Below are 18,856 nucleotides of genomic sequence, written 5' to 3'. Positions count from 1 at the left end.
TCCGCCGACCGTTTCGGGCCAACTCTTCCAGTCTAGCCACACGCCGCTCCGCAGTGCAAATCAGCGTGCCGGCCGTGACCGGCCCCATCGCAACACCACCGGAATCTCACGACCCGGTGAAGAAGTTGAAGGGAATTTGTCTTCCGCGGCCTGGCCGCTGTTGACTCGACATAAGTTACGCATCGTGGAACTGGACGTCAAATCTGCAGGTCAGGAAGGTGGACTGCCGAGGTTCGTGGATTCTTGCAACCATGGGTCCATGAATCAGGTGCTTTCAGGCCTCGCGTCACGACTGTTCCTCGACGCAGCGCGTCCCTTGGTCGATTCTCGGATCGCCGCATCGGGCCGGCCGTTCGACGGCGGTGAGCCGTTCCGGCCCTACCCGTCTTCTCGCCTCTGGTCCGTCGTTCACTACGGAGTGTTCGTTCCGCGCCTCCCCGATCCCTACCGTTACGTGAACACGATGACGTTCATCGGCCCGACCGGAACCGAAGCGTTCGACAACGACGGACTCGTGGACTCCGACGCCCGAAACCTCGCAACGGTGCTGTCCTCCACAGCGTCGATCGACCATCACCACTACGCCGCCTACGACTCCGGTGCGGACTGCGACTTCGCCGCGGACGGCTCGATCTTGCGGTGGGGTGACGATCTGACACTCACCGTCGACGGAGAGCGCGTTCATGTGACTGGACGGTACGAGACCTTCGATGTCGACCTGGACCTCCGGTTGACCGACCAGGTGTCGTACTTCGTGCGCACCCCCGTCTACCAACACCTGAGCCTGCTCGCTCCGTATACGGGAACGATCCGCGATTCGACGGGGTCCACCGCGGTTTCGGGTCTGGGGACTTTTGAGTACGCCAGGGCGATGGGGCACCAGGCGGGGTCGCCGAGGGCGCTGCCGAATGCCTTGAAGCTTCCTGTCGACCTGTTCACCTATCAGGTGATCCAACTCGACGATCGGACGCAGCTCCTTCTCACCGACGTCCAGGCCCGCGGTCGCACCGCGTGCCGCCTCCTGCATGTGCGTGTCCTCGGAGAGGAAACGTCGGTCTACGAGGACGTCACGTTCGAAGTGACTGCATGGGACCGGCCGCAGACCGACCAGTGGGGTCGGACCATGCGTGTTCCGCAGAGGATGCGGTGGACGGTTCGGGACGGCGCCACCGTGGTGTTCCGCATCGACGCGACTGTCGACAGTCCGCTCCGGTTCGGTCATGGCCGCGGATACGTCGCCGCCTACTCCTACGACGGCACGTTCCGTGGCGCCTCGGTGGCGGGTTCGGGCTACATGGAGTGGGTCGACACGCGGAGCATCGGCAACAGATAGTCGCGAGCCACAGCCGCGAGTTGGTCAGCGTCGTCGAGGTCGACCAAACCGCCGGGTGTCGTTACGAACGATCCGGTGATCCGCGCGATCATCTCCGCCGCCAGGTCGGGGTCGACGCCGGAGTCGAGATTGCCCGCCCTCTGCTCGCTCCGCAGGGCTCGTGCGACGAAGGCGCTCACCACATACATGTTGTGCCCGTCGCCGCCTCCTACGAGCCCGGGCACAAGCGCGGGGTCGTCGTTGATCAGTCGTTTGATCAACGGGTTCGACCAGATCCTCTGCACCGACGTCACAAAGCCTGTCACCACACGGTCGGCCAGAGACTCCGACTCCGCCATCGCCTGCGTGAAGAAGTTGAAGTACGCCTCGAGTTCACGGCCGATGACTTCGTCGACGAGTGCGTCTTTGCTCTCGAACTTGCGGTAGATGGTGATTCGCGAGGTCCCCGCACGCTTAGCGACGTCTTCCATCGACGTTCGCGCGATGCCGTCGATGCAGAACTGATGGAACGCCGCGTCTACGAGCTTGTCACGAGTGGCGTCGACCGGGCGCGGGCCCAGTCCGTCGATTGCGCGTCGCGTCGCGCGCTCGATCAACGACCGCGGAGCGTCGTTCTCGTCTGCCGTCATCGCGTCGACCCTACCCTTTCCAACCAACTCCTTGTGATCGCCGTCACGAGGTGCTATCCATGTTACAGATACTGAGAAGTTGTTACATCGGCATCTGTCGGGGATGCGTACGAAGGGTATGAGCATGGAGCATGTGACACGGCGCAACGTGTTGAAGGCAACCGCCGGAGCTGGGGCACTACTGGCCGCGGGATCCGCGACACCGTGGACCTGGTCTCCTGCCGGGTCGGTTCCGGGTACCGGTACCGGCGCCGATCCCAAGAAGGCTTGGGACCCCGAACCCGACGAACTGATCTCCGACGTCTACAAACGCGGCGACGTCGGCAAGGTCAACCGTGCACTGCGGGCGTGGACGAAGAATGAGCAGCCGCTTCCCGCAGGCCTGTCCGGTGATCTGCGCGACTTCGTCGAACGATCTCGGCGCCTTCCGGATTGGGCCGATCGCGACAAGCTCGCGGACGCGGTGACGTTCAACCAGAAGCGCGGCACGTATCTCGGCGCCTTGTACGGCTTCGCCAGCGGCATGATGAGCGCGGTCATTCCGCATGAAGCGCGGGCCGTCTACTACTCGCGGGGCGGCGCCCAGATGAAGGACCGCATCTCCAAGACGGCCAAACTCGGCTACGACATCGGCTCGCTGAACGCTTACGCACCGTCCGGCGAGATGTCCGTGACCTGCGTGAAGACACGCCTCATCCACTCCGCAGTCCGGCATCTCCTCCCCCAGTCGGCGCACTGGTCGAGCGTGTCGGGCCAAACGGTGCCGATCACGCAGGCCGACATGATGGTCACCTGGCACAGCCTGCCGACGACGGTCATGCGCATGTTGAACCGCTGGCAGGTTCCCCTCAAGCACGCCGAATCGGAGGGCTTCCTGCACTCGTGGCAGGTGGCGGGCCACATGCTCGGCATCGAGGACCAGTACATCCCGGCGACGTGGACGACCGCCGAAGCGCAGGCGAAGCAGGTTCTCGACCCCGTTCTGAAAGCGACCCCCGAGGGCATCGAGATCGCCGACATGCTGCGCGATCTCGGCATGCAGCTCGACCTGACGCTCCTGAGCCGCGGTGTGCTCGGATCACTCACCCGTTTCATGCTCGGAGACAAGATCGCGAACGACCTGCGGATTCCGCGCGAACCCGTGTGGGATCCACTCTTGAATGCGGCCTGGGGCCCGTTCATCCTGGTGCGGGAGGGCGTGCTTCAGGCCGGCATGCCGAAGGAGGCGTACTGGACGTTCGACGAGATGCTCCGCCAGTTCGTGCTGTTGTACATGGCCGAGCTGCGCATGCCGATCAGCATCGAGCTGCCCGGCGGCAACAATCCGCATTACAAGTAGAGCCGCATACGTTTCGGCCCCGCACTCGATGGCGAGTGCGGGGCCGTAACGTCAGTCACTTCCCGATGGGGAGTCCCAGCATCGTAGCGAGCGGATTGACGATGAACGACGGTCCGAGTTCACGTAGTGCGCCTGCGGTGGCGAAGGTGCTCGGGGTGGTCTTGATGTCGCATCCAGTCGCAACAGGCACAGCGGCCATCCGGCGATCGAGCCAGGACAGTGCCGCCGGCCCGCCGAGGATCAGTTCGATTCCGTGAGTCGAGCTGATCTGCGGAATCGGGTTCGGCGGCAGCTGTTCCCGTCGGTACGTCACCCGGCTGCCCGCCCGGCAGTACGAGCGGACGAGTTTGTCCGTGCCGGTGATCGGCGCGACTTCCTCGGTGATCCCGTTGTAGATGTAGAGGGGCACCTTGCTTCCGCGTCCGGTGACGCCGCGCGCCGCGATGGTCTTCTTGATCACCGGGTCCTGCAGCACCACGTTCACCGGCTTGGTCAGGAAGTTCCGGTAGTCGAACCACAGGTTCTCGACGATGTTCTCCACCACGCACCGACTCAGGGTGCGCTTGATCTTGGCCTTGCCCGCGGGAGTCAGGTACTTGTTCAACGCCGTCTTGAACTCCGACGAGTCCTTGCCGAGAGCGCCGAGGGCGATCGGAATGAGTCCGGCGAGCGGGGTAAAGTTGACCGACTTCAACGACGCCGCGAGATCGCGTTCGGGTGCACCGAACGCTGCGCCGACGATGTTCAACTCCGGCGCATAGGTCGGCTGCTCCTCGACCGCCCAACTGCTGGCGATCGCACCGCCGGAGTATCCCCACAGCGCGGTGGGGCTCGACGCCGACAGTCCGGTCTTCGCGAACGACTGCGCGGCCCGGATGCCGTCGAGCACCGCGTACCCGGGTTGATGTGGCGTGAGGAAGGTGTTGCGGGATCCACCGTGATCGGGAATCGCGACCGCCCAGCCCTTCGCGAGACCCGCCGACGCCAGCAGCATCTCGGCCGCCGGATTGTTCAACGTGACCGGCCCCTTCGGCGTCGTCAGGTCGATGGGCGCACCCTTGGTCAGCTGGTGCGAGGGTGCACACGTCGAATCGACCGCGTCGGTCGCTGCTTGGTACGACAGGAGCTTCGATGGCCGCTCACCCCTCGGGACGATGACCGTGGTGGTCGTGACGTCGGGGGCGCCCTGCATATCGGTCGTCCGATACAGCAGCTGCCACGAGTCCGCATTCAGCGGGAGCGCCTGAAGACTCTTCACCGCAACACGCCGAGATCGGATGACAGTTCCCGGTTTCAGATCGGCGACGCCGGCCGGGGCCGCGAAGAATCCGGTGGTCGGCTGGTGCGGTGCTGCCGACGCCTGAGGCGTTCCGGTCACCGGCGCAATCGCGAGCGTCAGCACTGCGACCGCGGTAGGCACGAGCCACCGAGTCAGTGTTCTCACCATCTGAAGATCCTCCCCATCGACACCATCATGGGCGGCCCCGATGCCGCCATAAATGAACATGATGTGTATCTATGGAGCGATAGACTGCCATCGACCGATGTCGAAGTCAATGGAAAGGACGGTGGCCGACTTGGCCAAGGGCGTACCGACCCGCACCCGCACTGTCGCGTCGATCATGAGCGCAGGCTGGGAACTGTTCGCGAGCAAAGGGTTTCACGCCACGTCGATCGACCAGATCTGTTCGGCCGCGGCACTGTCGCGAGGTACGTTCTACCTCCATTTCAAGAACAAGGAGGCCCTGTTTCTGGCCTTGTTCGAACAGCACGCGGAACGCGAGGTCGCGCGGATCGAGAGTGCTGTCACCAGCACCGCAGGCGATGTGGACGCCGCGCTCCTCTCGACGCTCGAGTCGCTCTTCGCCAACAGTCAGGAGTCGCGCCAGTGGGCGATGGTGTCGACCGAGTTCACCCTCGCCGCAGCCCGCGACCCGGCGCTGGCCGAGCGACTTACCGCCTTCGAGGACGCATTGGCCACTCGCCTGGAATCGGCCCTGGCACCCGTCCTCGAGCGATCAGGCGCCGAAGCCGATCGCGCGGCACTCCTGCCGACATTCATCGTCGCGCTTCACGAAGGACTCATGCTGCAGCAGGTCGTCACCGGCGATCGATCACTGACGCGCGCAGTCCTCACCGAGTTTCTGCCGCAGGCCCTCGGTCCGCGGCAGTGAGACGGACGCCGCATCCGACGCCGTCGGCGTTCAACGTCTAGGCAGACGACGCGACGACGTGCGCAAGCGCGAGGTCGACGACGTCCGCACGATCTGACGCCTCAAGGGCCCGCACCTCAGAGATCGACATCCACACAGCGCGTTCTGTGGTTCCGTCGACTTCCGTGGTGCCGAGGACACCGCCGGTGATCGCTCCCGCGAACACGAACCGCTGCAGTCGGACCGGCCCTCTCGTCGCCGAGCCCGGCACTGTGAAGTGGTCGGCCTCGAGCATCGCGCCAAGCTCGATGCGGTATCCGGTCTCCTCGTAGACCTCCCGAACCGCCGCATCGTGCAGCGACTCGTTGAACTCGACTCCACCGCCGGGCATCGTCCAACACGGAGCCTGAGTCGCCGTGCCCCGAAACCGGGACAGGAGAATCTGTTCACCGTCAATGAGAAGGACATACGACGCCAGGCGAGTGTGGTACTCGGTGAAGTGCATACGCCCAGGCTATCCCGGCGAGCCCACGGGTCACCTCTTCTCGCGCGACAGTTTCGCCATTCTGCGCGTCACGGAGTACCAGTCGCCGTCTCCGTCGGCGAAGACCTCGTCGAGCATCACCATCTGTGTGTGCGTGAGACGTCGCTCGAGGTCGGAGCCCGCGTCCGTCGCGGCGAGTCGGCGCACCCGTCGATCGTCGGGATCCGCGGCATTGACCACGAGGCCGCGCTCCTCGAGGTCTTTGATCGGCCGGTGTAGAGCCTGCTTGGTCACGTCGAGAAGGGTCACCAGTTCCCCGATGGACATGCCGGGGCGGCGGCATACGAAGTAGAGGACTCGGTGGTGCGTACGGCCCAGCCCGGATGCCGCCAGAATCTCGTCCGGGAGTGCGGTGAACGCACGATAGCCGAAGTACAGGTCTTCGATCGCCTGGCGAAGCGCCGTCTCACGATTTTGGTCAAACACCTTGACGTACCTCCCGGGACGGCGCAGAATCACGACAACCTGTTTGACCTATTGTCGAAAGAGGATTGCCATGCCGACGTTCTCCGATCGTATCGACGACCTCCGTCCGTCCCCCATCCGAACCGTCTTGAGTGTTGTCGATCGTCCCGGCATGGTGTCATTCGCAGGCGGGCTGCCCGCGACCGCAGTGCTCCCCGACTGGTCCGGCACCGTCGGCCCGGAGACGCTTCAGTATGGCGCCAGCGAGGGCGAACCCGCGTTGCGACGCGCAGTCGCCGACCACCTCCGCACCCTCGGTGTCGACACGACTGCCGATCGGGTGATCATCCTCAGCGGCAGCCAACAGGGTATCGACCTCGTCGCAAAACTGATGGTCGACGCGGGGTCGATCACCGCTGTCGACGACCCGACGTATCTCGCCGCCCTACAGGTCCTTCGCCTGTACGGCGCCGATTTCACCGGCTTGGACGACGCAGGCCTCGCCGAAGCGTCGTTGGCGTACGTCGTCCCCACTTTCGCCAACCCGACCGGAGCGTGCGCGTCGGCTCACGAGCGCGATCGCATCGCCCGCATCTGCAGTGAAGGCGGGACCGTCCTGTTCGAAGACGACCCCTACCGTGAACTGGCGTACGCCGACGTCGACCGCACACCGATCGTCGCGCGAATGCACGGCGCCTCCTGGATCTACCAGGGTTCGTTCTCCAAGACCTTCGCCCCGGGCCTACGGCTCGGCTTCATGACCGCGTCACCAGATCTGTTCGATCGTTTGGTCATGCTCAAGCAGGCCGTCGACCTCCACAGTTCGCGCTTGTCCCAGCAGATCGTGCTCGAAGCGATGACCGACTCCGGCTGGCAGGAGCGTCTGGACTCTCTCGTCGCGTTCTATTGCGACCGACGCGACCGGTTCGACGGGCTGCTCCACACGCACTTCGCCGACCTCGCCGACTGGACGAGCCCGCCGGGCGGGCTGTTCTTCTGGCTCCGACTGCGCGAGCCGATCGACACGCGCGGACTACTCGACGAGGCCGTCGACCGTGGCGTGGCATTCATGCCCGGCGAGGAGTTCTACGCGGGTCCGCCAACGTTGGGCACCATGCGCTTGAACTTCAGCCACGCCGACCACGACGACGCCGACCGCGGCCTTCGGATCCTCGCCGACTTGGTCGCCGAACACTTCGATCAGCGAGGTTCGTGAGGCAAGATGTGCGGATGAACCTCTGGCAGGGCGAGCAGGCATTCTTCTCGCGTCCCAACAAGATCGTCAGCATTGATGGTGCAGCGCAGCGCAAGGTGGTCGGACGAAAGTCGCTCGGCGACTGGAAGCCCGAAACGCGTGGGCACGACGCGCTCGCAACAATATTGGCGCAGAACACGATTCGCGATCAGCGGCTCTTACCGCTCCGCCACGGCCGAATGGCCGCGACCCCGTGGACCTACTATCGCGGCGCCGCGGCCGTGATGGCCGCCGACCTCGCATCGGCGCCGAACACCGGCATCACTGTTCAACTGTGCGGCGACGCGCACGTCCTCAATTTCGGCCTGTGGAAGACGCCCGAGCGGAACCTGGCATTCGACCTGCGCGACTTCGACGAGACGCTCCCCGGCCCGTTCGAATGGGACGTCAAGCGTTTCCTCGCCAGTCTGGTGATCCTCGCTCGAGCAAACGGCGTCGAGGAGCATGCGAAGGCGGCCGTCGCGGCGGGGTTCGCCGGCTACCGGGACTGGATCGCGCGCTATTCGACGTGGCCCGAGATCGACATCTGGTACGACAGCGTCAGCACCGAACAACTCCTCGACTACGCGACCGACGACGACGACCACAAGCTCGACAAGCTGATCGAGAAGCGCGCCGAGAAGCGCTCGAGCCGTGGCGCGTTCCGCAAGCTGACCGACGTCGTCGACGGCGTCCAGCGCATCACCGAGGACCCGCCGTACCGAACGCACGCCCTCAGGGATCACTTGGCGGAGCTCGAATCGATCATCACCCAGTACCAGAAGTCTGTGCCCGACCACATCTCATCGTTGTGGTCGCGTTTCGACCTCGTCGACGCGGTACAGCAGGTGGTGGGGGTCGGCAGCGTGGGCATGCGCGTGTTCCTCACCTTGAGCGAGGAGCGACGCACCGGCGACCCGATGTTCCTGCAGGTCAAGCAGGCCGCGCCCTCAGTGTATGAGCAGTTCCTCGGGGAGAGCCCGTACGACAATCACGGCTCTCGGGTGATCCACGGGCAGCGCATGATCCAGAGCGCGACAGACATGTTCGTCGGGTGGACGTCGATCGGCGACGACACCGACCAGCGAATGGACTTCTACGTCCGTCAGTTCCGCGACGGCAAGGTGATTCCTAAGGGCGAGATGATCGCGCCTCGCCTGTCACAGTTCGCGACCGCGTGCGGCCACGTGCTCGCCCGCGCCCACGCGCGCAGCGGTGACGTCCAGGCCATCCACGATTACCTCGGCAGTTCCGACAAGGCCGCTGACTCCTTCGGAAGGTTCGCGTTCGCCTACGCAGATCAGAACGACCGCGATCACGCCCAACTCGCGAAGGCGGTCGACGACGGCACCGTCGACGCAGTGGAGGGTTGGCCGGGACAGTAGTCACTGGGCCCAGGGCGGGGCAAGGACGGCCCCAGAGTCGAGCATCGTCGCGGTCATCCCAAGGGTCGTCGTCACCCACGCACTGGCAGCCTTCTCGGAATTGTTACTCACACGAAAGATCGCCCCTGCAGGTACCAGGACTGCGTCGCCCTGGACCGCGGCGAAGCTCTCGTCGTTGATTTCCAGATCGAGTACGCCGTCGACGACGTACAGGACTTCCTCACGGGTCATCGTGTGGGTGTGGCCCGGCGTACGCGGGCGGAAGTCGGCACGCCACGCCGCAAGAGATGTCGATCCGCTCGAGCTAGACACGAACGACGTGAATTCGACTCCGTGCACGTCGAAGCGTCGAGCATTGGTGGTGGTCAGGTGTGCCATGAGAACTCCGATAGACAATGTGGTTGACGACTTATAGTCAACCACATTGTCGACATCGCGATACGATGCTTCCTGTGATCTCCGACGACTCCGCGGCCCCATTCCTACTGATGCGAGCCTTCCGCAGCCTCGTCGACGCCGTTCACCAACATCTCGCCGACCACGGCTTCTCCGGCGTCCGCACCACCCATGGTTTCGCCCTGCAAGCGATCGGCACCGGATGCACCAGCGTCGATCTCGCGTCACGACTCGGAGTAACCAAACAAGCTGCGACGAAGACCGCACAGTCATTGGAATCACTCGGACTCATCGAGCGACGGCAGAACGAACACGATCGCCGCGAACGCATCATCACTGTCAGTCCCCGAGGCCACCGACTGCTCGAGATCTCGGCCGACCGATTCCGACACGAGATCGGTCAGTGGCGAGCGGCCGCTGGAGACGACGCCGTCACGATCACGCTCGCAACCTTGACGTTCATCGGCGCCGACGGACGCCCAGACACCGATCTGTCCGACTGGGAGTGAATCACCCGCCGAACTCGGCGCTGACACGGACATGGAGTGTCCACCAGTGCTCCGCCGCCAGGACTCGAACCTGAAATGCCTGAACCAAAATCAGGAGTGTTGCCGATTACACCACGGCGGAATGCTGCGATGAAGATTCTGCCACAGGACTGCCGGACCCACGTTCGTCGACCTCTCGACTTCGCTCGACAGTTGCTGTGAGAATGGAGCGATGTCCCGCCCCAGCATGCCGCGACGACAGATAACGGAGGTCGTCGCTGACGACCTGCGGATCCAGATCATGACCGGCCGCCTGCGCTCCGGCGATTTTGTCCGGCTCGACGAGACCGCAATCGCCTACGGATGCAGCGTCACGCCGGTCCGTGAGGCTCTCGTGACCCTGCGCGGGGAGGGGCTCGTGCGATCCTCGCGACATCGCGGTTTCATCGTTGAGGCGCTGACCAGGCGAGACGTCACGGACATCTTCTGGATTCAGGCGGAACTGTCGGCTCGTCTGGCAACGCAGGCAGCCGACTCCGACGACATCCCCGACCTCCTCCCCGAACTGACGGCGATCGTCGACGACATCGAGGCCGCGGTCAAGGCCGGCGCGCCCGACGATGTGATCGCCGGCGAATTCACCTTCCATCGAACCATCAACATCATGGCCGACAGCAAGAAGGTCGCGTGGTTCCTGACCGCCGCCAGCCGTTACAGCCCGTACGACGTGTACGTGCACGACCATGCGTGGGGCGAGAGCGCCGTCGCCAGCCACCGCCGCCTGATCACCCTGCTGGCAGACCGCGACAAGGACGGCATCGCCGACGAGATCCGCACCCAGTTCGGCAACGCTCGCGACCGGCTGGTGGAGCATCTGGAATCCGTCGGATTCTGGACTGCCTCCTCGAGTGCGTAGGATTCGTCACCGCAGTGGACAACGCCTGAAGCGAAGGATCACCGATGAGCAGTCTGCCCGCGACAACGGGAATCGCGGTCGTCGTCCTGGCCGCCGGAGCCGGCACCCGGATGAAGTCGAAGACCCCCAAGATTCTGCACCGCATCGGCGGACGGTCCCTCGTCGGACACGCCATGCACGGCGCGAACGGGATCTCACCCGATGCCCTGGTCGGCGTCGTCAGTCATGAACGAGCGCGTGTGATCGCCGAGATCGACTCCGTCGCAGGAGAGCTGGGACGCGACATCCTCATCGCCGAACAGGATCTGCCGCGCGGAACCGGCGACGCCGCACGAGTCGGCCTCAACGCGCTGCCCGACTTCCACGGCACCGTCCTGGTCACCGTCGCCGACGCTCCCCTGCTGGATGCGGCGACCCTCGGAGCACTCGTCGACGCACACACCGCAGGAGACGGTGCGGCCGTCACCTTGACGAGCTTCGTGGTCGCCGATCCGACCGGGTACGGACGGATCGTGCGCGACCCCGACGGCGCGGTGACCGCGATCGTCGAGCACAAGGACGCGTCTCACGCCGAGCTGGCGATCACCGAGGTCAACGCGGGCATCTACGCATTCGACGCCGACGTCCTCCGCACCGCGCTCGCCGGTCTGTCGACTGACAACGCGCAGGGCGAGTTCTACCTGACCGACGTCGTCGAGATAGCCCGTGACGCCGGACGTGTGGTCCGCGCACACGTCGTCGACGATCCGTCCGTCGTCGCAGGCTGCAACGACCGCGCACAGCTCGCCGACCTCGGAGCCGAACTCAATCGACGGACCGTCCGACGCCACATGCTCGCAGGCGTCACCGTCGTCGATCCGGCGACGACCTGGATCGACGTCGACGTAGTGCTCGGCCAGGATGTGCACATCGAGCCCGGCACCCAGCTCCGCGGCCGATGTGTGATCGCGGACGACGCCGTCATCGGCCCGGACACCACCCTGACCGACGTCGTCGTCGGACAGGGAGCCTCAGTGATCCGCACGCACGGGTCCGGTGCGATCATCGGCGCAGGCGCCGACATCGGCCCGTTCGCCTACCTGCGGCCAGGCACCGACCTCGGCGACTCCGGGAAGATCGGCGCGTTCGTCGAGACCAAGAACGCGCAGATCGGCACCGGCACCAAGATCCCGCATCTCACCTACGTCGGCGACGCCGAGATCGGCGATTACACGAACATCGGCGCATCGAGCGTCTTCGTGAACTACGACGGCGTGCACAAGCACAAGACGATCGTCGGCTCCCATTGCCGGACCGGCTCGGACAACATGTTCGTGGCACCGCTCACGATCGGTGACGGTGTGTACACAGGTGCGGGTACCGTGCTCCGAGGGGATGTGCCTGCGGGTGCACTCGCGGTGTCAGCTGGATCACAGCGCATCATTGAAGACTGGGTGCCCACCAAGCGCCCCGGAACGGCGGCTGCAGACGCGGCCGTCCGCGCCAAGAACGACCTCGATCAGGAGAATAAGAGCTAGCTGATGACTTGGACCACCGACAACCAGAAGAATCTGATGCTGTTCGCCGGTCGGGCGCACCCCGAGCTGGCGCAGGCGGTCTCCGACGCCCTCGGCGTCCCGGTCACGCCCCAGACTGCTCGCGACTTCGCCAACGGCGAGATCTTCGTCCGCTTCGAGGACTCGGTCCGCGGCAGCGACGCATTCGTCCTGCAGAGCTGCCCGTACCCCATGAATCAGTGGATCATGGAGACGCTCATCATGATCGACGCACTCAAGCGCGGGTCTGCCAAGCGCATCACTGCGATTCTGCCGTTCTACCCGTACGCCCGCCAGGACAAGAAGCACCGCGGCCGCGAGCCGATCTCCGCGCGCCTCATCGCCGACCTGTTCAAGACCGCGGGCGCCGACCGCATCATCACGGTCGATCTGCACACCGACCAGATCCAGGGTTTCTTCGACGGCCCGGTCGATCACATGCACGCTCAGGGCCAGCTCGCCGAGTACGTGCGCAACAATTACGGCACCGAGAACATCTGCGTCGTGTCGCCCGACGCCGGCCGCGTGAAGGTCGGCGAGAAGTGGGCCGACTCGCTCGACGGCGCGCCGATGGCGTTCGTCCACAAGACGCGTGACCCCGATGTGCCGAACCAGATCAAGTCGAACCGCGTGGTCGGCGACGTCGCGGGCAAGACCTGCGTCCTGATCGACGACATGATCGACACCGGCGGCACCATCGCAGGCGCCGTCAACGTCCTGAAGGAGGCCGGTGCGGGCGACGTCATCATCGCCACCACGCACGGCGTGTTCTCGCACCCGGCTGCTGAGCGTCTCGCCAACTGCGGCGCACGCGAAGTGATCGCCACCGACACCCTGCCGATCCCCGAGGACAAGCAGTTCGAGAACCTCACCGTGCTGTCGATCGCACCGCTGCTCGCCCAGACCATCCGCGAGGTCTTCGAGAACGGCTCGGTCACCAGCCTGTTCAACGGCGTCGCATAACGCCCGGAACTCTTCACGCCTGATACGTCGATTCCCGCTCACGAATTGTTCGTGAGCGGGAATCAACGCATCAGGCGTGAGTCATCTGCGGCGTCGGACGACGAACTCGCTGCGACCGGGGTGAACGGCTTCCCGGCAGAAGCCGGCATCGGGCCCGACCGCAGCGACAAGGAACTGCAGAGCGTCGTCGTCCACGCGCCGTCGTCTCGGTGCAGCACTACCCGCTGGTCCTGCCCAATCGGCAACGACGCCCCGCAGGTCGGGTTGTCCCGGTGCGTCGTCACCGCGATCACTCGACTGACCTCAGACTTGTATGAACGGTCGACTCGAACCGGTACGTGCGACTGGTCCCCTCAACCGACTCTGAGACCGCCCGACCCTCAACGATCGCCGAGGCGTCGGCCACGACTTCGTCGGCGGGGTCTGTCGGCGCAACTGCACGCGCACGCCTTCCCTGCCGTGACCCAGGAGGCCCCCAGGGTGGTCGCCACCAGCCCGATGATCAGCGCGATCCTCCACAGTCCCCTCATGATCCGACCGTAACGCGAAACCCCACAGCGCTAGGCTTGTCTCGTGGACGCAACGATCTATCACAATCCCCGCTGCTCGACGTCGCGGAAGACTCTCGACAAGCTCACCGAAGCCGGCGTCGAGGTGACCGTCGTCAAGTACCTCACCGAGGGTTGGACCCGAGAGCAGTTGCAGAAACTCTTCCACGACGCCGGACTGACTCCGGGGCAGGCTGTCCGCAAGCGGGAGTCGCTGTACACCGAACTCGGGCTCGCCGACGCCTCCGACGAGGAGATCCTCGACGCGATGGTCACCAATCCGGTCCTGGTGGAGCGCCCTTTCGTGGTCACCGACAAGGGCACCCGCCTGGCCCGCCCGTTGCAGAACGTCGACGAGATCCTCTGACCTTCGGCCGGTAAGTCAGCCGACGCCGTGGATCGAGCGGTTGAGGCTCGGAACGACGACGCCGACGACGGCGCGGGCGAAGCCCTTGGTGCAGTCGAAGAAGTCGAAGTAGTCGCGCCAGACGACGATCTGACCGTCACGCACCTCGAATCGACCGCACACCCAGAACCGGATCTTCAACGGCCCCGCCCGCAGTTCGTCCAACCGCTCGGTGAGGACAACGGCGTCGTCGGCCGCGACGGACAGGAATTCGACGTCGAAACCGATTCCAGGCGAGTTGAGTTTCCGCATCACCGGCGCGAAGCGGCGCATCCCACGCACCGTCGGCAGAGAGACGTTCGTGTACACGATCTCGTCGTGGACGTCGGCGAGCGCGGAGTCGACGTCGCCGCGGGCGAGCGCAGTGAGGAAGTGTCGGACCAGGTCAGCAGGATTCTGTGAGGTCATCCCCCCATGGTATGGTGTCTCCCGTTGTCACGGCGAGGGTGATCTGATCACCGTTATCGGCGCGATTGCGCAGACCTCCACTGCCTTGTGCGGATGAGATCGCGTGTCGAAGCCGCTAGTCGCGGCGCCACCGATTCTCGAAACCGATTGGAGGACACCATGTCCAACACCTCGAAGCTGTCTGCTTCCGTCCGTACCGGCAAGGGCAAGGGCGACGCCCGCCGCGCCCGCCGCGAAGGCCAGGTCCCCGCCGTTCTCTATGGCCACGGCACCACCCCGCAGCACCTGCTTCTGCCGGCACGCGACCTCGCCGCCATCCTGCGTAACAACGGTCTCAACGCCATCGTCGACCTGGACATCGAGGGCGCGAGCCAGCTCGCACTCACCAAGCAGGTCGACGTCCACGCACTGCGCAACTACATCGAGCACGTCGACCTGGTCGTCGTGAAGCGCGGCGAGAAGGTCACCGTCGAGGTCTCCATCGCCGTCGAGGGTGACGCCGTCTCCGGCACCCTGGTGGTTCAGGACGCCAGCGTCGTCGAGATCGAGGCAGAGGCTCTGCACATCCCCGAGCAGATCGTCGTCTCGGTCGAGGGCCTCGGTGCGGGTTCGGCCATCACCGCCGCCGACCTCGACCTTCCCGAGGGCAGCATCCTGGTCTCGGACCCGGGCACCCTGATCGTCGCCGTCAACGAGCCCAAGGGCTCCAGCTCGGACGACGCAGACGCCGAGGGCGACGCAGAAGAAGCAGCCGCAGAGTAGATCTACCGCTTCATCAGTGAAACTGATCGTCGGACTGGGTAACCCCGGTCCCTCCTACGAGAAGACCAGGCACAACATCGGCGCAATGGTCGCCGACAGCCTGGTCTTCTCGTATGGAGAGAAGTACTCCGTTCACAAACGGTCCGGCGCCGAGACGGCAACCGTCCGCATCGGCGGCGAACCCGTCCTCGTTGCGAAAGCACGGGCATACATGAACGTGACGGGCCGCCAGATCGGCCCGCTCGCCGCCTACTATTCGGTGGCCCCCGCCGACCTCATCGTCTTGCACGACGAGTTGGACATCGACTTCGGTCAGGTCCGGCTCAAACAGGGCGGCGGCGAAGGCGGCCACAACGGACTCCGGTCCATCACCGCAGCCGTCGGTACGCGTGACTATCTCCGCGTTCGTCTCGGCATCGGTCGTCCTCCCGGCCGCCAAGATCCGGCTGACTTCGTGCTCAAGCCCTTCCCGTCGGCGGCGAAGAACGACGTGGAACTCCTCATCGCCAACGGTGTCGACGCGGCGGAGCTGCTTGTCCAGAACGGACTCGAAGGGGCGCAGAACACCGTCCACGCATGGTGATCACCCGCTGACTCCACTTCGGCACTCGACCCAGGCAGAACGGCCGGGACTCGGGTGCCGAAGTTCGTTTCCCAGCGATAGTTGGACGCGCCTCACCGGCATGAACCTCGTGATGCTCGTCACGGGGGCCATATCTGGGCTAGCATTCACAAACTGGATCGAATGATCCACTAGTGACTGAGGACTCAGGAGACAGCCGACCATGTCGAGCGCCGCCCCACCCGACCTGCCCACGCTGCCCGGACGCATCCGGTGGTCGTCCGCCACCGCCGCGTTCCAGATCGAAGGCGCACGCACCGAAGGCGGGCGTGGACGCTCTGTCTGGGACACCTGGGTCGACACACCCGACAAGGTGAAGGACGGCTCCAGCGCCGAACCGGGCGCCGACAGTTACCACCGCTGGACCGAGGACATCACGCTTGCGAAGGGTCTCGGACTCGATCGCTACCGCTTCTCCATCTCATGGACGCGCATCCAGCCGGACGGAACCGGACCGGCCAACAGCGCGGGCCTGGACTACTACTCACGGCTGGTCGACGGCCTGCTCGACGCCGGCGTCACACCGTTCCCGACCCTGTACCACTGGGACCTCCCCGTGCCTCTGCACGACGCAGGCGGATGGACCGGCCGCGACATCGTCGAACGGTTCGTCGACTACACGGCCCTCGTCGCAGAGCGCCTCGGCGATCGAGTCGAGAACTGGTACACGATCAACGAGCCCGCGATGACAACGCTCCAGGGCTACGCGGTCGGGGCGCTTGCTCCCGGCGAGTTCCTGCTTTTCGACGCGATACCGACCGCACACCATCAACTGCTGGCCCACGGCCACGCGACTCGTGTGCTCCGCGAGAACGGCGCAAAGGCGGTCGGCGTCGCGAACAACCACACGCACGTCTACCCGCTCACCGACTCCGAAGGCGATCGCGCCGCAGCACTCGCCTACGACGCCCTGCACAACCGCCTGTTCGCCGATCCCGTGTTGACCGGCGAGTACCCGGACCTCTCGGTGTACGGCGTCGACCTGCCCGTGCGTGACGGCGACATGGAGATCATCGCGACCCGCCCCGACTTCTACGCGGTGAACTTCTACAACCCGACGACGGTCACCGCCCCCGCACCCGACGTCCCCATCCCGTTCGACATCGTTCCCACCCCGAACGTGGAGTACACCGGGTTCGGCGACGAGTGGGCCATCAAACCCGAGTCGCTACGCGACCTTCTGATCGACTTCACCGGCCGCTACCCGAACCTCCCGCCCATCGTGATCAGTGAGAACGGCGCATCGTTCCCCGAACCGGACACAGCGGACGACGGCATCAACGACGTCGAGCGCATCGCCTACATCGACGGTCATATCCGTGCCGTGGGCGAAGCGATGAGCGCCGGGGTGAACATCGAGGAGTACACCGTCTGGTCGCTGCTGGACAATTTCGAATGGGCCGACGGCTACACCCAGCGTTTCGGCCTCACCCACATCGACTTCGAGACCGCGAAGCGCACGCCCAAGGCGTCGTACGACTGGTATCGCCGAGTGATCGCGGAGAACCGCAAGTGAGCACTGCACTGAAGGCGGGCAGCCGCAGCTGGCTGACCCTGTTCACCGTCGCCTGGCTCGTCATCTGGATGGTTCAGTTGACCCCCCTCCAGTTGCTCCTGCCTCTACAGCTCGATCAGGAGAACTCGCAGGGCGGCGACGAGTGGATCCACACAGTCGTCATCTCCGGGCTGATCCTCGGCGCGGGCGGACTGGCCGGTGTCATCGCAGGCCCACTCGCGGGGGGATGGTCGGATCGCACTGACAGTTCGCGTCTCCCCGCGTGGCTCGGCGGACGACGCCGCGTGTGGTCGCTGATCGGCACCTGGCTGATGGCGGTGTTCCTCGTGCTCGTCGGCGTCACTCACTCCACTTGGATCATCGGCGGCGCGTGGATCGGTGTCTGCATCGGTGTCGGCGTCGCATCGGCGTCATTCACGGCGCTCATCGCCGACCAGCTGCCCGACGACAAACGCGGGTCCGCATCCGCCGCAGTCGGCGCATCCCAGGCCCTCGGCATCGTCGTCGGCGTGGGCGTGATCGGCAGTCTCGGTCTCGACCCGTGGGCCGGATACCTGATCCTCGCCGTCCTCATCGCCGTCGTCGGCACCTGGGCCACGCTGCGGCTGCCCGACCCGCCGGTCGACCACCTCACCGGCCGCAGTTCACTCGATCCCGACCGCGGACGTTGGGATTCGTTCCGAGACAAAGACTTCTCGTGGATGCTTGCGGGGCGCTTCATCGCCAACGTCGGCAACGCGCTCGGCACGTCACTGTTCCTGTTCTTCCTCCTGTACGGACTCGATCAGGACAAGGACACCGCCGAGGGCAACTTGATCCTCCTCGTCGTGGTCTACACGGTGTTCGTGGTGATCGCGTCGATCGTCTCCGGTTCGCTCGCCGACCGCGGGTGGGACCGTCGAGGCCTGACGATCGTGTCAGCCCTCATCCAGTCGCTGTCCGGACTGATCATCGTGATCAGCCCGACCTTCACGGCGACGATGATCGGCGCCGCATTCATGGGCGTCGGCTACGGCGCATTCTCGACCGTCGGTCTCGCCTACGCCACCGACCTGCTGCCCCACGAGGACGACCACGGTCGAGATCTCGGCATCGTCAACACCACCGCCGCTCTCGGCCAACTCGTCGGGCCCGTGCTCGGCGCCGGCCTCGTATCGCTCGTCGGCGGCTTCTGGTTGGTGTTCTTCATGGGCTTCGTGTTGTCGATCGTCGGCGCTCTGGTGACGCTGGGTGCCCGCAAGGTTCCGGCAGTCACTAGAATCAGTTCCACCTGA

At 65.0% G+C, this 18,856-nt stretch carries 20 protein-coding genes and 1 tRNA gene; 14 read left to right on the top strand and 7 right to left on the bottom strand.

The genetic code is table 11. The features are described 5' to 3' along the window. Positions 1–259 precede the first annotated feature (259 nt). On the top strand, positions 260–1,333 hold the full coding sequence (locus tag JVX90_RS03030) for a DUF6670 family protein (RefSeq protein WP_205330989.1): 1,074 nt from the start codon (positions 260–262) through the stop codon (positions 1,331–1,333). On the opposite strand, the gene JVX90_RS03025 is transcribed toward JVX90_RS03030, so the two are convergent. Next, positions 1,291–1,962: a TetR/AcrR family transcriptional regulator gene (locus tag JVX90_RS03025; protein ID WP_240194035.1), complete on the bottom strand. Its 672-nt coding sequence runs from the start codon at positions 1,960–1,962 to the stop codon at positions 1,291–1,293. The genes JVX90_RS03030 and JVX90_RS03025 overlap by 43 nt on opposite strands. Positions 1,963–2,086: 124 nt before the next feature. Here JVX90_RS03025 and JVX90_RS03020 point away from each other — a divergent pair, with 124 nt between their 5' ends. Continuing rightward, the gene (locus JVX90_RS03020) at positions 2,087–3,301 is read left to right on the top strand and encodes an oxygenase MpaB family protein (protein WP_205330988.1); all 1,215 of its coding nucleotides are present in this window, start codon (positions 2,087–2,089) and stop codon (positions 3,299–3,301) included. A 55-nt stretch (positions 3,302–3,356) separates the two neighbouring features. On the opposite strand, the gene JVX90_RS03015 is transcribed toward JVX90_RS03020, so the two are convergent. Next, the gene (locus JVX90_RS03015; RefSeq protein ID WP_205330987.1) at positions 3,357–4,748 is read right to left on the bottom strand and encodes a lipase family protein; all 1,392 of its coding nucleotides are present in this window, start codon (positions 4,746–4,748) and stop codon (positions 3,357–3,359) included. Between the two features lie 121 nt (positions 4,749–4,869). Between JVX90_RS03015 and JVX90_RS03010 the strand changes: the two genes are divergently transcribed. Further along, positions 4,870–5,475, top strand: coding sequence for a TetR/AcrR family transcriptional regulator (locus JVX90_RS03010; protein WP_205330986.1), 606 nt, complete (start codon positions 4,870–4,872; stop codon positions 5,473–5,475). Positions 5,476–5,512: 37 nt separating this feature from the next. Here the strand turns inward: JVX90_RS03010 and JVX90_RS03005 are convergent, their stop codons facing one another. Both JVX90_RS03005 and JVX90_RS03000 read right to left on the bottom strand, forming a co-directional pair. After that, positions 5,513–5,959, bottom strand: coding sequence for an NUDIX domain-containing protein (locus JVX90_RS03005; RefSeq protein ID WP_205330985.1), 447 nt, complete (start codon positions 5,957–5,959; stop codon positions 5,513–5,515). A 30-nt stretch (positions 5,960–5,989) separates the two neighbouring features. Continuing rightward, a complete protein-coding gene (locus JVX90_RS03000; protein WP_205330984.1) occupies positions 5,990–6,424 on the bottom strand; it encodes a MarR family transcriptional regulator in 435 nt (144 codons plus the stop codon). 70 nt (positions 6,425–6,494) lie between these two features. Here JVX90_RS03000 and JVX90_RS02995 point away from each other — a divergent pair, with 70 nt between their 5' ends. Next, entirely contained in the window at positions 6,495–7,619 is a 1,125-nt protein-coding gene (locus tag JVX90_RS02995) for a PLP-dependent aminotransferase family protein (RefSeq protein ID WP_205330983.1), read from the top strand. A gap of 14 nt (positions 7,620–7,633) precedes the next feature. Further along, complete coding sequence (locus JVX90_RS02990) at positions 7,634–9,022, top strand: DUF2252 domain-containing protein (RefSeq protein WP_205330982.1); 1,389 nt, start codon at positions 7,634–7,636, stop codon at positions 9,020–9,022. Here the strand turns inward: JVX90_RS02990 and JVX90_RS02985 are convergent, their stop codons facing one another. Further along, the gene (locus JVX90_RS02985) at positions 9,023–9,400 is read right to left on the bottom strand and encodes a cupin domain-containing protein (protein ID WP_205330981.1); all 378 of its coding nucleotides are present in this window, start codon (positions 9,398–9,400) and stop codon (positions 9,023–9,025) included. A 74-nt stretch (positions 9,401–9,474) separates the two neighbouring features. Between JVX90_RS02985 and JVX90_RS02980 the strand changes: the two genes are divergently transcribed. Continuing rightward, positions 9,475–9,927, top strand: coding sequence for a MarR family transcriptional regulator (locus JVX90_RS02980; protein ID WP_205330980.1), 453 nt, complete (start codon positions 9,475–9,477; stop codon positions 9,925–9,927). 49 nt (positions 9,928–9,976) lie between these two features. Here the strand turns inward: JVX90_RS02980 and JVX90_RS02975 are convergent. Next, positions 9,977–10,048, bottom strand: a tRNA-Gln gene (locus JVX90_RS02975). 90 nt (positions 10,049–10,138) lie between these two features. On the opposite strand from JVX90_RS02975, the gene JVX90_RS02970 reads away from it, so the two are divergent. From JVX90_RS02970 to arsC, 4 genes are all read left to right on the top strand, one after another. Next, on the top strand, positions 10,139–10,822 hold the full coding sequence (locus JVX90_RS02970) for a GntR family transcriptional regulator (RefSeq protein ID WP_205330979.1): 684 nt from the start codon (positions 10,139–10,141) through the stop codon (positions 10,820–10,822). 44 nt (positions 10,823–10,866) lie between these two features. Next, positions 10,867–12,339 (top strand): bifunctional UDP-N-acetylglucosamine diphosphorylase/glucosamine-1-phosphate N-acetyltransferase GlmU, encoded by a 1,473-nt coding sequence (gene glmU, locus JVX90_RS02965; protein WP_205330978.1) that lies wholly within the window; start codon positions 10,867–10,869, stop codon positions 12,337–12,339. A gap of 3 nt (positions 12,340–12,342) precedes the next feature. Continuing rightward, positions 12,343–13,320 carry a ribose-phosphate diphosphokinase gene (locus tag JVX90_RS02960; RefSeq protein ID WP_205330977.1) on the top strand — a complete coding sequence of 326 codons (978 nt, stop codon included), beginning with the start codon at positions 12,343–12,345 and terminating at the stop codon, positions 13,318–13,320. A 573-nt stretch (positions 13,321–13,893) separates the two neighbouring features. Further along, positions 13,894–14,235, top strand: a complete 342-nt coding sequence (gene arsC / locus JVX90_RS02955) for an arsenate reductase (glutaredoxin) (protein WP_205330976.1) — start codon at positions 13,894–13,896, stop codon at positions 14,233–14,235. Positions 14,236–14,250: 15 nt separating this feature from the next. On the opposite strand, the gene JVX90_RS02950 is transcribed toward arsC, so the two are convergent. Next, the gene (locus tag JVX90_RS02950) at positions 14,251–14,682 is read right to left on the bottom strand and encodes a limonene-1,2-epoxide hydrolase family protein (RefSeq protein WP_205330975.1); all 432 of its coding nucleotides are present in this window, start codon (positions 14,680–14,682) and stop codon (positions 14,251–14,253) included. 159 nt (positions 14,683–14,841) lie between these two features. Between JVX90_RS02950 and JVX90_RS02945 the strand changes: the two genes are divergently transcribed. The 4 genes from JVX90_RS02945 (at position 14,842) to JVX90_RS02930 (ending at position 18,856) form a co-directional block, all read left to right on the top strand. Beyond that, entirely contained in the window at positions 14,842–15,444 is a 603-nt protein-coding gene (locus tag JVX90_RS02945; protein ID WP_205330974.1) for a 50S ribosomal protein L25/general stress protein Ctc, read from the top strand. A 16-nt stretch (positions 15,445–15,460) separates the two neighbouring features. Continuing rightward, entirely contained in the window at positions 15,461–16,027 is a 567-nt protein-coding gene (pth, locus tag JVX90_RS02940; protein ID WP_205330973.1) for an aminoacyl-tRNA hydrolase, read from the top strand. Between the two features lie 202 nt (positions 16,028–16,229). Continuing rightward, complete coding sequence (locus JVX90_RS02935) at positions 16,230–17,582, top strand: GH1 family beta-glucosidase (protein ID WP_205330972.1); 1,353 nt, start codon at positions 16,230–16,232, stop codon at positions 17,580–17,582. Continuing rightward, positions 17,579–18,856, top strand: coding sequence for an MFS transporter (locus JVX90_RS02930; protein WP_205330971.1), 1,278 nt, complete (start codon positions 17,579–17,581; stop codon positions 18,854–18,856). Before JVX90_RS02935 ends, JVX90_RS02930 begins: the two co-directional genes overlap by 4 nt.

The organism is Gordonia sp. PDNC005, from assembly GCF_016919385.1.
In the GTDB taxonomy this organism is placed as follows: Bacteria; Actinomycetota; Actinomycetes; order Mycobacteriales; family Mycobacteriaceae; genus Gordonia.
The sequence above is the reverse complement of the archived record's forward strand: the minus strand, read 5'-3'. Positions and strand labels throughout refer to the sequence as shown.

What these genes read in the sequence shown, in the direction of transcription:
- JVX90_RS02950 (WP_205330975.1), bottom strand. Translation starts at nt 14,682, where the DNA reads ATGACCTCACAGAATCCTGCTGACCTGGTCCGACACTTCCTCACTGCG.
- glmU (WP_205330978.1), top strand. Translation starts at nt 10,867, where the DNA reads ATGAGCAGTCTGCCCGCGACAACGGGAATCGCGGTCGTCGTCCTGGCC.
- JVX90_RS02945 (WP_205330974.1), top strand. Translation starts at nt 14,842, where the DNA reads ATGTCCAACACCTCGAAGCTGTCTGCTTCCGTCCGTACCGGCAAGGGC.
- JVX90_RS03025 (WP_240194035.1), bottom strand. Translation starts at nt 1,962, where the DNA reads ATGACGGCAGACGAGAACGACGCTCCGCGGTCGTTGATCGAGCGCGCG.
- JVX90_RS02970 (WP_205330979.1), top strand. Translation starts at nt 10,139, where the DNA reads ATGTCCCGCCCCAGCATGCCGCGACGACAGATAACGGAGGTCGTCGCT.
- JVX90_RS02985 (WP_205330981.1), bottom strand. Translation starts at nt 9,400, where the DNA reads ATGGCACACCTGACCACCACCAATGCTCGACGCTTCGACGTGCACGGA.
- JVX90_RS03030 (WP_205330989.1), top strand. Translation starts at nt 260, where the DNA reads ATGAATCAGGTGCTTTCAGGCCTCGCGTCACGACTGTTCCTCGACGCA.
- JVX90_RS03015 (WP_205330987.1), bottom strand. Translation starts at nt 4,748, where the DNA reads ATGGTGAGAACACTGACTCGGTGGCTCGTGCCTACCGCGGTCGCAGTG.
- JVX90_RS02990 (WP_205330982.1), top strand. Translation starts at nt 7,634, where the DNA reads ATGAACCTCTGGCAGGGCGAGCAGGCATTCTTCTCGCGTCCCAACAAG.
- JVX90_RS02935 (WP_205330972.1), top strand. Translation starts at nt 16,230, where the DNA reads ATGTCGAGCGCCGCCCCACCCGACCTGCCCACGCTGCCCGGACGCATC.
- JVX90_RS02960 (WP_205330977.1), top strand. Translation starts at nt 12,343, where the DNA reads ATGACTTGGACCACCGACAACCAGAAGAATCTGATGCTGTTCGCCGGT.
- JVX90_RS02995 (WP_205330983.1), top strand. Translation starts at nt 6,495, where the DNA reads ATGCCGACGTTCTCCGATCGTATCGACGACCTCCGTCCGTCCCCCATC.
- JVX90_RS03020 (WP_205330988.1), top strand. Translation starts at nt 2,087, where the DNA reads ATGGAGCATGTGACACGGCGCAACGTGTTGAAGGCAACCGCCGGAGCT.
- JVX90_RS03005 (WP_205330985.1), bottom strand. Translation starts at nt 5,959, where the DNA reads ATGCACTTCACCGAGTACCACACTCGCCTGGCGTCGTATGTCCTTCTC.